This window comes from Nocardioides sp. GY 10113, from assembly GCF_004919105.1.
Taxonomy (GTDB): domain Bacteria; phylum Actinomycetota; class Actinomycetes; order Propionibacteriales; family Nocardioidaceae; genus Nocardioides.
In genome coordinates this window covers 24641-40098 of record NZ_STGK01000023.1, presented here as the reverse complement: position 1 = coordinate 40098, position 15458 = coordinate 24641, and the positions used below count along the sequence as shown (strand labels likewise).

The following is a 15458-nucleotide window of genomic DNA, read 5'->3' as shown; positions in this document are numbered from 1 at the left end:
CTCTACACCGTCAACTGCGATTTCGAGGTGCTCCACGTGCTGTCCGGGAGCGTCGAGGTGCGCTTCCGCGACCGCAGCCACCGGCTGGAGGCGGGCGACGCCCTCACCTTCTCCGGCGGCGAGCCGCACACGTGGACCAACGCCAGCACCGACCCGGCCGAGGTGGTGTGGGTGCTCGTACCGGCCCCGTGGAGCGGCAGCGCCTGACGGGACGGACCGGGACCGGGACGCGGATCGACTCTCGGCGGTCAGCCGGCCGGGCGGGGGTCCAGCAGGGCCGCCAGCGCGGCGGCGTACATCCGGGACTTGATGGTGCCCAGCGTCCCACCGGCCTTGGCCGCGTTGGCCTGCGCCATCTCCATCGCAGCGGGGAGGACGTCCGCCTCCGCGGTCGCGTGGTCGACCACGCCGCGCGCGACGGCGTCACCGCCGCCGTACCGGCGCCCGGTGACCATCGCCTCGTGGGCGGTCTGCGGGGTCAACCGGCTCTGGACCAGCGCACTCATCCCCGGGGAGAACGGGATGTCGATGTCGACCTCCGGCAAGCACCAGAAGCCGCGGTCCTCACGCATCACCCGGAAGTCGTGGCACAGCGCGAGCATGGCGCCGGCAGCGAAGGCGTGGCCGGGGATCGCGGCCACCGTCACCACCGGCAGCGATAGCAGGCGCGCGTACATCCGCTGCACGTCGCCGACGTAGGACTCGAACCGATCGGGATGAGCCCCGAGCCAGTCCAGGTCGAGCCCGTTGGAGTAGAACTTGCCGCCCGAGGCGGAGGTGACCAGCGCCCGCGGACCGGAGGCCCGCTCCACCTCGGTGAGGGCATCGGCGACCGCCGCCAACCAGTCCGGGTGGAAGCGGTTCTCGTCCTCGCCGAGGTCGAGGACGAAGACGTTGTCGGTGCGGTCGAGCGTGGGCATGGCACTCCTCCGGGCGATGGCGGCGACCGGGTCAGGATGCCAGGCCGCCGACCACGGTCGGCGACACCCCTAGTTCCCGACCCCGGGGCGCGGCCGCCCGTCCGGATCGAACAGCGCGTCGTAGAGCCGTGGCGCCCAGGTCAGCTGGAGCGCGGTGAGCTCGGGGGCGGCCAGCCGGCGCAGCCGACCAGGGGGCCGCTCACGGTCGTGCTCGCCGGCCGCGAACTCCTCCGCGCGCTCCACCACGCGGCGCCGGCGACGCTGGTGGCCGGGGAGGACCCGGCTCACCGACCGCGGCACCGGCACGGGACGGCTCGGGCGCTTGGCCGAGATGACACCGCGCACCCCCGTGAGCTGGTCGCGCCCGGCTCCGTCGTACCAGGCATCGAGGGCGTCGGCACACGACACCATCGCGTCGAAGAGGTCGTGGGGATCCTCGGGCACCTCGTCGGGGTGGCAGCCGAGGTGCTCGGCGACCAGGGTCCGGAGCAGCACGCGGGGGAAGGAGTCGGCGGGCGCCGGGTCGCCCGCCGCGCCGCGCTCGTCGATCACGGCGCACGCGATCTCGCTGTCGCTGGTCCACGACCGGCGGTTGAGGTTGTCCGAGCCGACGCTGGCCCAGCGGTGGTCGATGATGCAGGTCTTCGAGTGCACGTAGACCGGCATCCCGGCCTCGTTGGTCAGCCCGAACACGGCGACCCGGTCGCCGCCGGCCTCGAGGATCCTCTGCATCGCCAGGAAACGACCGTAGAGCTGCGGCACCTCGGCCGCGGCGCCCTCGCGGTCGGGCACCATCGGCAGCACGACGATCAGCCGCAGGTCCGGGTTGTCACGCAGCGCGCCCGCGAAGTGCTCACCGACCTCGGCGGACCACAGGTACTGATCCTCGACATAGACCAGGCGCTCGGCCCGTGCGATCGCCTTGGTGTTGCCGAGCATCACCGACCGCTCCCCCTCGGGCGCGAAGTCGTAGGGCTTCGGAGCGATGACGGGGAAGGTCCTCATGATCTGCACGACCTCGTTGCCGCCGGGGCGCCGCGGCGGGGGCGGCGCCTGCGCGCCGAGCGGCGCGGGCACCAGCTCCTCGCGGTGCAGCAGGCTGGTCAGCAGCCGCCCGGGGTGCGCGGTCAGCGGAGTGCTGTCCTCCCAACGCTCACGGAACGTCGTCTCGACGTCGTGGACCGCCGGCCCCTGGATCGCCACCTGCACGTCGTGCCAGGCGGGGCGGGGGCCGTAGGCGCTTGCCATCTCCACCGGCTGCGCGTCGCCGCGGTGCCGGTCGTCGTCGCGCCGGCCGTGGCACAGGTCGATGCCGCCCACGTAGGCGATGTCGCGCGCGGGGTCGGACGCGTGACGGATCACCACGAACTTCTGGTGGTGCGACCCGCGGGTGCGGACCCTCATGTCGCGCAGGCACTGGCCACCGGCCTCGCCGATCTCCTCGCCGAGATGGCGGTGCAGCTGGGAGTTGAAGCCGAGCCGGCGCCAGTGGGAGCGCCAGAGCAGCCCGCGGACGTCGACGCCGCGCCGCGCGGCATCGACCAGGGTGTCGTTGAGGGTGGACCGGGGGTCGTCGGTCAGTCGCTGGTCGGGGTCGCCCTGCCAGTCCGCGAAGTAGAACCGGTCGCCGGGGCCGAGGGCGCAGATCCGCTCGTGGAGCTCGGCGAAGTAGTCGCGTCCGTGGACCAGCGCACGGACGGAGTTGCCGCTGCTCCACGCCGTCCCGTCGCCCCGCACCGCGTCGATCACGGTGTGCGGGTTCTCCCGCTCCGCACTTATGAGGAACCACTGCGTCACATCCACGACGGCCATTCTGCTCAGCCTCGACCCGCTGCACACCGTCACGGGCTGGAAAGGTTCGCCCGCAGGTCAGACGCGGGCGTACCGGGCGCGCGCGAACGAGTAGACGCCGTACGCCGCCAACCCGAACGCGATCACGATCAGGACCACCACGCCGGCGGGCAGGTCGCGCAGCGACTTCAGCGCCCCGTCGAGCCCGGTGGCCTCGCCGGCCTTCTGCCGCACGGCCGCGACCACGAACAGGACGCCGACCGCGCCGAGCGAGATGCCCTTCGCGACGTACCCGATCCGTCCGGCGACGACCGCCCAGCCGCCCGGGTGCTCCTCGAGGTCGTCGAGGAAGCCCCGCGTCCACCCCTTGTAGACGTGATAGGCGCCGATGCCGGCCACGATCACCCCGAGCAGTCCGACCAGCACCTGGCCCGCGGGGGCGTCCATCAGCGTGCGGGTGAAGTCCTTGGTCTGCTGGTTGCTGGAGGTGTGCCCGCCGAGCGCGAAGGTGAGGGTCGTCCACGCCAGCGCGCCGTACATCACCGCCTTGCCGCCGGCCTTCGCCTTGTCGGTCAGCTCCTCACCGGTGACGACCTCGGTGAGCTGCCAGAGCGCGAGCAGGCCGAAGCCGACCGCCAGCAACCACAGCAGGACCTCCCCGAACGGCTGCCGGGACAGCGTCGCGACGGCGCCCGACTGGCTCGCCTGCGCTCCCGAGCCCATGGTCACCTGGACCGTGAGCCACGCCAGCACCAGGTGCAGCACGCCGCTCGCGGCGAACCCCGCACGCGCGCCCCACTCGACGACCGGATGGTCGTTCGCACGGGCGACCGCTCCCTTGGCGGAGCCGCTCGCGCCTGCCGCGCCTGACCCTGACCTGTGCTGACCCGTCGACGTCTGCCTCACGTGAGGAGGTCTACCCGTTTCCGGCCGCTGCTACGCCTCGGCCGTCGAAGGAGCCGCCGCCCGACACCGCGGGGCGGTCCTCCGCCGAAGGCGCTCGGCAAGGTCCCCGGCTCCGCCGCGGGTCGGCCGGCCCGGCGAGGTCGGTCGGGTCGGTCGGTCGGGTCGGTCGGTCGCGCGGCGTGATGGGCAGGTCTGCCCAGCGGTACGACGGCGCACCAGCAGCACCGCCGCCACAGCGTCGGTCACCTACCCCGCTCTCCCACCCGGTAGGAGGGCGCGAGCCGGCCCGAACCCCACCACGCGCCGCCGTCGTCGCTCCAGTGGTCCATCGGGTCGACATCCGGGTGCTCGGTGACCTCACGGAGCAGCTCAGTGCCCGAGTGGGCGTTGCCGGAGGTCGCGGCGGCCAGGAGCGCCTCCTCGCCCTGGTCGGGCGTGAAGCCGGGCGGCACCACCAGGACGTGGAGCAGGGTCCGGTCCGAGGTCGTCAGATGGATCAGGTGCGTGTCGTCGCGGGGGAAAGCGCCGACCTTGACCGACCGCCCCCCGACCCGGACGACGCGCGGCACCGCGTCCCAGTCGGGCGGTGACACCAACGCGCGCACCACGCGACCGAGGGTCCGCGGGAAGTGATCGACGAGGTCGGCCAGCTCCACCGCCAGGTCGCGGCTCTGGGGCCACCACCCGCCGTCCAGGTGGTTGCCGTCCGCGGTGCGGGCCATCCGGAGCCGCAGCGGGGATCGGCTCGCCGCGATCGGCTCGGCGACGGCGACGAGGTGAGGACCGTTCGACGTCGCCATGGCGGCCCGCCTCTCGACCGGCACGGGACGTCCGGGATGGAGGCCACATCTTCGGTCGGTCCCCCTGAGCCTACTCCGACGGAGCAAGGGTCCCGGCGGCCCGCCGCGAGACGTCAGAGGCGGCTGGCGAGCCGGTGGTACGCCGCGTTCCAGCGCAGCTCGCGCTGGAACGACCGGGGCGTGGTGTCGGCGTCGATCACCACGATCTCGGTCCCGGTCATCTCCGCGAAGTCCTCCAGCACCTCCACCCCGATCGCCTTCGACAGCACGGTGTGGTGCGGGGCGCCGGCCATCAGCCAGGACTCCGCCGAGGTGGACAGGCTCGGGCGGGGCTGCCAGACGGCGCACGCGACGGGGAGCATCGGGAGCGCCGCGTCGGGCTCGACGACGTCGACCTCGTTGACCGTCAGCCGGAACCGGTCGCCGAGGTCGGACAGACCGGCGACGACGGCCGGGCCGGGGTCGGCGGTGAACCGGAGCCGGACCGGGTCCTCGCGACCGCCGATCGCCAGCGGGTGGATCTCCAGCGACGGGCGGGCCGAGGTGATCGTCGGGCACACCTCGAGCATGTGGGCGCCGAGGATCTTCTCCTCGCCGGGCACCAGGTGGTACGTGTAGTCCTCCATGAACGAGGTCCCGCCCGGCAGCCCGGCGGCCATCACCTTCGTGGCGCGCAGCAGGACCGACGTCTTCCAGTCCCCCTCGCCGCCGAAGCCGTAGCCGTCGGCCATCAGCCGCTGCACCGCGAGTCCCGGCAGCTGGCGCAGACCTCCGAGGTCCTCGAAGTTGGTGGTGAAGGCGCCGAAGCCGCCGTCGGCCAGGAAGGCGCGCAGCCCCAGCTCGATCCGGGCGCCGTAGCGCAGCGACTCGTGCCGGTCGCCGCCGGGCAGCAGCTCGACCGCGACCGAGTAGGTGTCGGCGTACTCGTCGACGAGCTTGTCGATGTCGGCGTCGGCGACCTGGTCGACGACCGCGACCAGGTCGTTGACGCCGTAGGTGTTGACCGAGACGCCGAACCGCAGCTGGGCCTCGACCTTGTCCCCCTCGGTGACGGCGACGTCGCGCATGTTGTCGCCGAAGCGGGCCAGCCGGAGACTCCGCAGCTCCTGCCGGCCGAGGCACGCCCGAGCCCACTGGCCGATCCGCGCCGTGACCACGGGCGACTCGACGTGGCCGGCGACGGTCTTGCGCGGCACGCCGATCCGGGACTGGATGTAGCCGAACTCCCGGTCGCCGTGGGCGGCCTGGTTGAGGTTCATGAAGTCCATGTCGATGGTCGCCCACGGCAGCGCCGCGTCGGCCTGGGTGTGCAGGTGCAGCAACGGCTCCTGCAGCGCGTCCAGCCCGGCGATCCACATCTTCGCGGGCGAGAACGTGTGCATCCACGCGATCACGCCGACGCACTCCGGGGCGCTGTTCGCGGCGAGCATCTGGCGGTGGATCGAGGCCGCGTCGAGCAGCACGGGCTGCCACACCACCCGCACGGGCAGCCCCGGCGTCGCGGCCAGCCGGTCGGCGATCGCTCGCGACTGGGCGGCGACCTGATCGAGGGTCTCGGGGCCGTAGAGGGACTGGCTGCCGGTGAGGAACCAGACCTCGGGCACACCGGTGGATCCGGCGGTGGACGTGGCCGACAGGGTGGTCATGTCAGGGAACTCCGTTCGGGGGGACCGCGCTGCTCAGCGCTGGCCGTAGACGTTCTGGTAGCGGTCGTAGAGGGAGTCGATATGGTGCGCGGCGACCGGGACCGGCGTGCCGAGCTGGCGGGAGATGTGGACGGTCCGCGCGACGTCCTCGCACATCACGGCCGCCTTCACCGCCGCCCTGGCGGTGGGGCCGATGGTGAAGACGCCGTGGTTCTGCATCAGCACGGCCGGAGAGCGGCTCCCCCGCAGCGTCTCCACGATGCCGCGGCCGATCGAGTCGTCGCCGATGATCGCGAACGGCCCGACCGGTATCTCGCCGCCGAACTCGTCGGCCCCCATGGTGAGGACGCACGGCACGGGCTCGGCGCGCGCGGCCCAGGCCGTGGCGTACGTCGAGTGCGTGTGCACGACGCCGCCGACGTGCGGCAGGTGGCGGTAGACGTAGGCCTGCGCCTCGGTGTCGGAGGACGGCGCGTGCTCGCCCTCGACGACGCGACCGTCGAGGTCGCAGACCACCATGTTCTCCGGGGACAGCTCGTCGTAGGAGACGCCACTCGGCTTGATCACCAGCAGGTCGTGGCCGGGGACGCGTGCCGAGACGTTGCCGGCGGTCCACACCACCAGCCGGTAGCGGGTGAGCTCGGCGTGCAGCGCGCAGACCTCGCGGCGCAGGGCGGCGATGGTCTCCGCGACGTCGGCCACCGCGGTGGTGGGCGCGGTCATGGTCAGGCCTCCTTGCTCGCCACGGCGGCACGACGCAGCGCCTTGAGCGTGCGCATCGCGGTGGAGTGCCGCCCGAACTGGTCGTGGAGCTCGAGGTAGATCGCGAACAGCCGGTCGTAGGCCTGCGCGCGGGCCTCGTCGGGGACGTAGACCGCCGTGCGGACCTTGCCCATCGCCTTCGCCGCGGTCGGCACGTCCGGGTAGCAGCCGGCCGCCACCGCGGCGTGGATCGCGGAGCCGAGCGCGGGCCCCTGCTCGGAGTCGATGACCGACAGCGGCAGGCGGGTGACGTCGGCGTAGATCTGCATCAGCAGCGGGTTCCTGGCCAGGCCGCCGGCGACGATGAGCTCCTCGACCGGTACGCCGCTGTCGCGGAACGTCTCGACGATCACCCGCGTCCCGAAGGCGGTCGCCTCCAGCAGCGCCCGGTAGACGTCCTCGGGCCGGGTGGCCAGCGTCTGGCCGATCACCAGCCCGGAGAGCTCGTGGTCGACGAGCACCGAGCGGTTGCCGCTGTGCCAGTCGAGCGCGACCAGGCCGTGCTCCCCCACCGCCTGACGGGTGGCGAGCCGGGTCAGGTGCTCGTGGACCGACTCGCCGGCCGCTCCGGCCGCATCGGCGCACCAGCCGGGCACGCCGTTCGCGACGTACCACCCGAAGATGTCGCCGACGCCGCTCTGCCCGGCCTCGTAGCCCCACGAGCCGGCGACGATGCCGCCGTCGACCACCCCGCACATGCCGGGCACCTCGCGCAGCACCTCGGCGCTCATCACGTGGCACGTCGAGGTGCCCATGATGGCGACCATCTGGCCCGGCCGCACCGCCTGGGCGGCGGGCGCGGTGACGTGCGCGTCGATGTTGCCGACGGCGACGGCGATCCCCTCCGGGAGCCCGGTCCAACCGGCGGCCTCCGCGGTCAGTCGACCCGCTCGCTCACCCAGCTGCCCGATCCGGTGGGCGACCTTCTCCTCGACGAACGACCCGAATCCGGGGGCGAGCGCCTCGAGGTAGTCGCGATCGGGGTAGTGGCCGTCCTGGTAGATGCCCTTGTACCCGGCGGTGCAGGCGTTGCGGACGTACTCCCCGCACAGCTGCCAGACGATCCAGTCCGCCGCCTCGACCCACCGGTCCATCAGGTGGTAGAGCTCGGGGTCCTCCTCGAAGAGCTGCAGTCCCTTGGCGAACTCCCACTCCGAGGAGATCAGGCCGCCGTAGCGGGGCAGCCAGGCCTCGCCGCGGTCGGCGGCCAGCCGGTTGATCCGGTCGGCCTGGGGCTGCGCCGCGTGGTGCTTCCACAGCTTCACGTAGGCGTGCGGCCGGTCCGCGTGGCCGGCCTCGTCGAGCGGGGTGCCGTCGGCCAGGCACGGCACCATCGTGCAGGCGGTGAAGTCGGTCGCGATCCCGACCACCTCGGCCGGGTCGATGCCGGCCTGGGCGACCGCCGCCGGGACCGCGGTCCGCAGCACCTCGCGGTAGTCCTCGGGCACCTGCAGCGCCCACTCGGGCGGGAGGCCGCGGCCCGACGGCAGGTGGGTGTCGAGCACCGCGTGCGGGTACTCGTGCACGGCCGTGCCGAGCTCGGCGCCGTCGGCGACCCGGACCACCACCGCCCGTCCCGAGAGGGTGCCGAAGTCGACCCCCACCACGTACTGCTCCGGTTCCGACATCGGTGTCACTTCCTCTTCCTGGCTGGGGGGATCGACGCGCTGCTGGCCCGCACCACGAGCTCGGGCGCGATCAGCCGGTCGGGGCAGGTCTCCCCGGCCAGGGCGGCCCGGATGATCTCGATGGCGCGCTGCCCGACCGCGGTGAAGTCCTGGCGCACGGTGGTCAGCGGCGGGACCAGGTACGCCGCCTCGGGGATGTCGTCGAAGCCGACGACGCTGATGTCGCCGGGGACCGAGCGCCCCGCCTCGGACAGCGCACGGAGCAGCCCCAGCGCCATCTGGTCGTTGGCGCAGAACACCGCGGTCACGTCCTCGCGGCGCGCGATCTCGGTGCCGGCCTCGTAGCCGCTGCGCGCCGACCAGTCCCCCTCGATCGGCGGCGCGGGGCGCAGCCCCGCGGCGTGCATCGCGTTGCGCCAGCCGGTCTGGCGGGAGCGCGACTCGGTCCACGACGGTGGCCCGCCGAGGTGCAGGATCTCGGTGTGCCCGAGCTCGATCAGGTGCGCGGTGCCCAGCTCGGCGCCGGCCACCTGGTCGACGCCGACGGTCCATCGGGTCCGGGACGGGTCGCCCTCGACCACGAGCACCGGGGTGCCGAGGTCCTCCTGTTCCCGGGCGACGGCGAGGGCGTCGTCGGTGCCGCCGATGAGGACGATGGCCTCGACGCTCTGGTCGCGCAGGTGGTCGATCGCGTCGACCAGCTCGTCCCGGGTCAGGCTGGGCAGGTTGGCCGAGCTGACGAAGTAGCCGGCCTCGCGGCCCGCCGCCTGGATCGTGCGGTGCACCGTGGTCGGCCCCCAGTAGCCGCCACGCGAACCGACCACGCCGATGGTGGCGGAGCGACGCGTGACCAGGGCGCGGGCGGCGGAGTTGGGCCGGTAGCCGAGCTGGCGGACCGCGAGGAGCACCCGCTCCCGGGTCTCGGGCCGCAGGTTGCCCTGGCCGTTGACGACGCGCGAGACGGTCTGGAGCGAGACGCCGGCGAGGCGTGCGACGTCCGCCATGACCGGGGTCCGCTCGAGCGGACCGCGCCCGATGATCTCCGTCACCGCTGCCGCCGGGTGGCGAAGCGCTGGACGAGCACGAAGGCGAGGAGCAGCACGCCGGTGATGATCCGGACCCAGTACGAGCTCAACGTGCCGTCGAAGGAGATGAGCACCCGGATCAGGCCGAGCACGAGCACGCCGAGCAGCGAGCCGACGACGTAGCCGCGCCCGCCCGTGAGCAGCGTGCCGCCGATGACCACTGCGGCGATGGCGTCGAGTTCGGTGCCGACGGCATGCAGGCTGTTGCCGGAGAGGATGTAGAACGAGAACAGCAGCCCGCCGAGCGCGGCGCAGAAGCCGCTGATCACGTAGACGCCGACCTTGGTGAACCCGACCCGCAGACCCATCAGCATCGCCGAGCTCTCGCTGCCGCCGATCGCGTACACGGTCCGGCCGAACCGGGTCCGAGCCAGCACGTAGATCCCGATCGCGACCACGACCAGCGCGACGATCGCCGTCCACCGCAGGTAGTAGTCGCCGACCCGGACGGTCTTGAACGCGAACTCGGTGAAGGTCGCGTCCTTGATCGAGATCGACTCGACGCTGATCAGGAAGGTCAGGCCGCGGGCCAGGAAGAGCCCGGCGAGCGTGGCGATGAAGGGCTGGATGTCGAAGTAGTGGATCAGCAGCCCCATCAGCAGGCCGAAGAGGATGCCGGTGCTGAGGACCGCCCCGATCGACAGGTACGGCGACCAGCCCATCTCCAGGGTCTTCGCCGCGATCATGGTCGACAGCGCCACGACCGACCCGACCGAGAGGTCGATGCCGCCGGTGAGGATCACGAAGGTCATGCCGACGGCCAGCACGATCAGGAAGGCGTTGTCGATCAGCAGGCTGAGCAGCACCTGGGGGTCGGCGAACCCCTCGTAGCGGACGCCGCCGACGGCGAACAGCCCGAGGAACAGCGCGAGCGTCGCGAGGACCGGGTAGTAGCGCGACGGCGGCGTGTAGCCGCGGACGCGGTCCCAGAGCGAGTCGGCGGGGACGGTGGCGGTGCTCATGCGGCGGATCCCTTCGCGAGGACGGGGACGGCGGGGCCTCGCCGGCGGACCCGGAGCAGCGCCCGTGCCCGGGGCGACTGCAGGAGGCAGACGGCGATCACGACGACGGCCTTGAACAGGTAGTTCGCCTCCGACGGGATGCCGATGTTCGGGATCGTGCGGGCCAGCGTCGCGATGAAGAGGGCGCCGATGAGGGTGCCGGTCAGCGAGAACCGGCCGCCGGCCAACGAGGTGCCGCCGATCACCACCGCGAGGATGGCGTCGAGCTCGATCCACAGGCCGAGGCTGTTGGCGTTGACGGAGTTGGTGTTGGCCGCGATCACCAGGCCGGCCACCCCGGCGCAGAAGCCGGAGAACGCGTAGACGGTCCAGATGATCGTGCGCGAACGGACCCCCGCCAGCCGGCTCGCCTCGGGGTTGATGCCGACCGCCTCGATCAGCATCCCCAGCGCGGTACGACGGGTCAGCAGCGCGGTGAGCACGAAGACCGCGAGGGCGAGGATGAACGCGACCGGCAGGGTGAGCACGTACCCCGAGGCGAGGTCGCTGAAGTGCGGGTTGTTGACGGTGGTGATCTGACCGTCGGTGATGGCCATCGAGATGCCGCGACCGGCGACCATCAGGATCAGCGTCGCGATGATCGGCTGGATGCCGGCCACCGACACCAGGAACCCGTTCCAGGCACCGAGCAGGACGCAGACGACGACGGCGTACGTGATCGCCATGACGGCGGTCGACAGCGCCGCCTCGTCGCCGGCGCCCACGATCCGGGTGCAGGCGACGGCGGCGGCGATGGCGGCGATCGCCCCGACCGAGAGGTCGATGCCGCGGGTGGCGATCACCAGCGTCATGCCGAGCGCGATCAGCAGCACCGGGGCGCTGTTGCGGACGATGTCGACGAGGTTGCCGTAGAGGTGGCCGTCCTGGATCCGGACGTTGAGGAACGACGGGTTGGCGATCAGGTTGACCACCACCAGCACGCCCAGGGCCAGCGACGGCCACAGGAGCGGGTGACGCAGCATGCGCTGCGCGGTCGTCAGCGTCTCAGGCATCGGACGCCTCCTCCAGCCGGGACTCACCAGCGATCGTCTCCAGCACGTCGGCGACGGTGACGTCCTCGTTGACGCGCTCGTCGATCTTGCGTCGGTCGCGCATCACCACCAGCCGGTCGCTGAGGCGCAGCACCTCCTCGAGCTCGGCGGAGATGAAGACCACCGACATCCCCTGGGCGGCGAGCGCGGCGACCTCGGCCTGGATCTGCGCCTTGGCGCCGACGTCGATGCCGCGCGTCGGCTCGTCGAGGATCAGCACCTCGGGCTGGGTGATCAGCCACCGGGCGAGCAGGACCTTCTGCTGGTTGCCGCCGGAGAGGTTGCGCATCAGCAGGGTCGGGTCGGCGGGCCGGATGTCGAGCGCCTCGACGTACCGGTCGACGAGCTCGTTGCGCGTCGCCTGCGGGATCGGCCGCAGCCAGCCGCGCGAGGCCTGCAGGGCGAGCAGCATGTTGTCCGCGACGGTGAGGTCGCCGACCACGCCCTCGGCCTTGCGGTCCTCGCTGGAGAACGCCACCTTGCGGTCGATGGCGTGCCGCGGGCTGCGGAAGCGGCGGCGCTCGGAGCGGACGGTGATCTCGCCGGTGTCGCAGGTGTCGGCACCGAAGAGCAGCCGGGCGAGCTCGGTCCGGCCCGAGCCGAGCAGGCCGGCCAGGCCGATCACCTCGCCCTCGTAGAGCGCGAGGTCGGTGGCCTCCAGGGAGCCCTTGCGGCCGATGCCGAGCGCACGGAGGACGGGCTCACGCTCGCCCGAGGTCTCGCGCGTCCCCCGTCGCTCCAGTCGGTCCAGCGACTCCAGCTCCCGACCGATCATCAGCTTCACCAGCTCCAGCTGGCTGGTCGCGGAGACCATCCGCTCCTCGACGAGCCGGCCGTTGCGCAGGATCGTCATCCGGTCGGCGATCTCGTAGACCTGGTCGAGGAAGTGGGAGACGAAGACGATGGCGACCCCCTGGTCGCGCAGCCGCCGCATGACCTCGAAGAGCTTCTCGACCTCGTCGGCGTCGAGGCTGGAGGTCGGCTCGTCGAGGATCAGCACCCGGGCCTCGACGTCGACCGCCCGCGCGATCGCCACCAGCTGCTGGATGGCGATGGGGTGGTCGCCGAGGAGCGAGGCGGGGTCCACGTCCAGGCCGAGACGCTCCAGCGTCTCGCGGGCCTGGCGATTCATGGCGCGCACGTTGATCGCGCCGAACCGCCGCGGCTCGCGGCCCAACAGCATGTTCTCGGCGACCGAGAGGTTCGGCACCAGGTTGACCTCCTGGTAGACCGTGCTGATGCCCGCGGCCTGCGCGGCCGCGGGCGAGTGGAACTCGCGCTCCTCGCCATCGACCAGCACCTGGCCGGCGTCGATGCTGTAGACGCCGGTGAGGGCCTTGATCAGCGTCGACTTGCCCGCGCCGTTCTCCCCCATCAGGGCGTGGACCTCACCCGGGTGGATCCGCACGGAGACCTCGCTCAGGGCCTGGACCGCGCCGAAGGTGATGGAGATGTCCCGCATCTCGATGACAGGTCGGCCGCGGTCGACGGCTGCCGCGGAGGTCTGCACGTCCATCTGCGTCATCTCGTTCCTCTCCCCTGCTGACTGCTCGTGCTGCCGGCGACACGGACGGCCCGTGGTGCCGGGCCCGCCCGAAGATCGTTCGAGCGGGCCCGGAGTCGCGTGGCCGGTGCTACCGGGGTCGTCCGGTGTCAGTACTGACGGTCCGGCAGCGCTTCCTTCGCCTCGGCCTGGGTGAAGGTCGTCTCCTCGGTCAGGATCCGCTCCTCCACCTCCTCGCCGGCGACGACCTTCTGGGCGATCTCCATCAGCTGGGGACCGAGCAGCGGGCTGCACTCGACGATGTAGTTGATCTCGCCGTCGGCGAGCGCCTGCATCCCGTCGTGCACCGCGTCGACGGTGATGATCATGATGTCCTTGCCCGGCGTGAGCCCGGCCGCCTTGATCGCCTCGATGGCGCCCAGGCCCATGTCGTCGTTGTGGGCGTAGACGACGTCGATCGTGTCGTCGGACTGCAGGAAGGACTCCATGACCTTCTTGCCTCCGTCGCGGGTGAAGTCGCCGGTCTGGGAGGCGGTCACCTTGATGGACGGATCGGCGGAGATGACGTCCGCGAAGCCGTCGGCACGGTCGATGGCCGGTGCGGCGCCCGTGGTGCCCTCGAGCTGGACCACGTTGATGGTGCCGTCGCCGTCGACGTCGGCATCGCCGGCGTTGTCGACCAGCCACTGGCCGGCCTTCTCGCCCTCGACGACGAAGTCGGAGCCGAGGAACGACTCGTAGAGCGAGGTGTCGTCGGAGTCGACGGCGCGGTCGGTCAGGATCACCGGGATGCCGGCGGACTTGGCCTCCTGCAGCACCGCGTCCCATCCGGTCTCGACGACCGGGCTGAACGCGATGACGTCCACCTTCTGCTGGATGTAGGACCGGATCGCCTGGATCTGGTTCTCCTGCTTGCCCTGGGCGTCGGTGAACTTCAGCTCGATGCCGGCGTCCTCGGCGGACTCCTGGATCGACTTGGTGTTGGCGGTGCGCCATCCGCTCTCGGCGCCGACCTGGGCGAAGCCCATGACGATCGTGTCGTCCGAGTCGGAGTCGGGCGAGTCGGCGCCGGCTCCGCATGCGGTGAGCGCGAAGGCGCTCAGGGAGATCGCGCTCGCCGCGATCAGGGTCTTCTTGATCACTGCTCATCCTCCAGATCAGGGGGCTCGGGCCCTGTGTGACCTCTGTCACTGTTGGTCGAGTGTGAGCGCTAACATTCGAGCGCGTCAAGGCTCTCCGGCAGATTGGCCGGGCAAAATGTGAGCGCTCACCCGATTCACCCGAGCGCGGGCCTCAGGCCTGGCGCCGCGACCTCGAGAAGGCCCACTGCAGCGTGGCCGCGTAGGTGTCACCCGGCGCGACCTGGGCAGACGGCCACGCGGGCCGGTTGGGCGTGTCCGGGTAGAGCTGCGGCTCGAGGGCGATCCCGTCGCCCTGCCGATACCTCACGCCCGAGGTCGAGGCGGGCGAGCCGGCGAGGAAGTTGCCGGTATAGACCTGTAGTCCCGGCTGGTCGGAGGACAGGTCGAGCCGGATCCCCGAGCGCGGGGACTCCAGCGAGGCGTGCCGGCGCATCCCCGTACCCCGGACGACGAAGTTGTGGTCGATGCCTCCGGACCCGAGGACCTGCGGATGCCCCGAGCGGACCACGGCCCCCAGGCGCACCGGGGTGCGCAGGTCGAACGGGGTGCCGTCGACCGGGGCGTGGTCACCCACGGGGATGCTGCCGCCGTCCACCGGCGTGTACTCGTCGGCCGCGACCGTCAGCAGGTGGTCGTCGACGGTGCCCGCGCCCTCGCCGTCCAGGTTGAAGTACGCGTGGTTGGTCAGGTTCACGACCGTCGGCGCATCGACGGTGGCACCCATCTCGACCCGGACGACGTCGCCGGCCACGACGTAGCGGACCGTCGCGACCACCTCCCCCGGGAAGCCCTGGTCGCCGTCCGGGCTGACCAGGCGCAGGGTGACCTCGTCCGGGCCGTGGGCGACGACCTCCCAGACCCGGCGGTCGAACCCGTCCGGCCCTCCGTGCAGGCTGTGGCCGCGGTCGTGGACGCCGACCACCACCTCGCGCCCGTCCAGCGGGAAGCGTCCGTGCGCGATCCGGTTCGCGTAGCGCCCCACCGTCGCACCGAGGTAGGCGCCGCCGGCCAACCGGTCCTGGATCGTTGCGTGGCCGAGGACCACGTTGCGGCGTACGCCGCCCGGGCCGCTGACCTCGAGGCGGTGCACCGACGCGCCCAGCGTGAGCGCCTCGAGCACCACGCCGGGGGCTCGTCCGAGGGTGATCCGGTGGACCGCGCGACCATCGTCCAGGACGCCGACCTCGGTCGGTCCGGCAGCGTCGATCACGGTGTGAACGT

At 72.0% G+C, this 15458-nt stretch carries 14 protein-coding genes; 1 reads left to right on the top strand and 13 read right to left on the bottom strand.

Features of this window, described 5'->3' with window-relative positions:
- Positions 1–207 (top strand): cupin domain-containing protein (locus tag E8D34_RS19915; protein ID WP_136596315.1); only part of this gene is annotated, 207 nt, incomplete at its 5' end.
- A gap of 41 nt (positions 208–248) precedes the next feature.
- Here E8D34_RS19915 and E8D34_RS19910 read toward each other — a convergent pair.
- From E8D34_RS19910 to E8D34_RS19850, 13 genes are all read right to left on the bottom strand, one after another.
- Positions 249–920 (bottom strand): enoyl-CoA hydratase-related protein, encoded by a 672-nt coding sequence (locus E8D34_RS19910; protein WP_136595349.1) that lies wholly within the window; start codon positions 918–920, stop codon positions 249–251.
- A 69-nt stretch (positions 921–989) separates the two neighbouring features.
- Complete coding sequence (locus E8D34_RS19905) at positions 990–2732, bottom strand: phospholipase D family protein (protein ID WP_136595350.1); 1743 nt, start codon at positions 2730–2732, stop codon at positions 990–992.
- Positions 2733–2789: 57 nt separating this feature from the next.
- Positions 2790–3617 carry a DUF1206 domain-containing protein gene (locus E8D34_RS19900; RefSeq protein ID WP_136595351.1) on the bottom strand — a complete coding sequence of 276 codons (828 nt, stop codon included), beginning with the start codon at positions 3615–3617 and terminating at the stop codon, positions 2790–2792.
- 242 nt (positions 3618–3859) lie between these two features.
- Entirely contained in the window at positions 3860–4417 is a 558-nt protein-coding gene (locus E8D34_RS19895) for a DUF5994 family protein (RefSeq protein WP_136595352.1), read from the bottom strand.
- 113 nt (positions 4418–4530) lie between these two features.
- Positions 4531–6063 (bottom strand): L-arabinose isomerase, encoded by a 1533-nt coding sequence (araA, locus tag E8D34_RS19890; protein ID WP_136595353.1) that lies wholly within the window; start codon positions 6061–6063, stop codon positions 4531–4533.
- Between the two features lie 33 nt (positions 6064–6096).
- Entirely contained in the window at positions 6097–6786 is a 690-nt protein-coding gene (locus tag E8D34_RS19885; RefSeq protein ID WP_136595354.1) for an L-ribulose-5-phosphate 4-epimerase, read from the bottom strand.
- A 2-nt stretch (positions 6787–6788) separates the two neighbouring features.
- Complete coding sequence (araB, locus tag E8D34_RS19880; RefSeq protein WP_136595355.1) at positions 6789–8453, bottom strand: ribulokinase; 1665 nt, start codon at positions 8451–8453, stop codon at positions 6789–6791.
- Between the two features lie 5 nt (positions 8454–8458).
- Positions 8459–9502 (bottom strand): LacI family DNA-binding transcriptional regulator, encoded by a 1044-nt coding sequence (locus tag E8D34_RS19875; RefSeq protein ID WP_206056733.1) that lies wholly within the window; start codon positions 9500–9502, stop codon positions 8459–8461.
- The gene (yjfF, locus tag E8D34_RS19870; protein WP_136595356.1) at positions 9499–10500 is read right to left on the bottom strand and encodes a galactofuranose ABC transporter, permease protein YjfF; all 1002 of its coding nucleotides are present in this window, start codon (positions 10498–10500) and stop codon (positions 9499–9501) included. The genes E8D34_RS19875 and yjfF overlap by 4 nt, the downstream gene beginning before the upstream one ends.
- Positions 10497–11552: an ABC transporter permease gene (locus E8D34_RS19865; protein ID WP_206056734.1), complete on the bottom strand. Its 1056-nt coding sequence runs from the start codon at positions 11550–11552 to the stop codon at positions 10497–10499. The genes yjfF and E8D34_RS19865 overlap by 4 nt, the downstream gene beginning before the upstream one ends.
- Positions 11545–13116: a sugar ABC transporter ATP-binding protein gene (locus E8D34_RS19860; protein ID WP_136595357.1), complete on the bottom strand. Its 1572-nt coding sequence runs from the start codon at positions 13114–13116 to the stop codon at positions 11545–11547. The genes E8D34_RS19865 and E8D34_RS19860 overlap by 8 nt, the downstream gene beginning before the upstream one ends.
- A gap of 128 nt (positions 13117–13244) precedes the next feature.
- Positions 13245–14237, bottom strand: a complete 993-nt coding sequence (locus E8D34_RS19855; RefSeq protein WP_136595358.1) for an ABC transporter substrate-binding protein — start codon at positions 14235–14237, stop codon at positions 13245–13247.
- Positions 14238–14388: 151 nt separating this feature from the next.
- Positions 14389–15447 (bottom strand): aldose epimerase family protein, encoded by a 1059-nt coding sequence (locus E8D34_RS19850; RefSeq protein ID WP_206056735.1) that lies wholly within the window; start codon positions 15445–15447, stop codon positions 14389–14391.
- Positions 15448–15458: the final 11 nt, after the last annotated feature.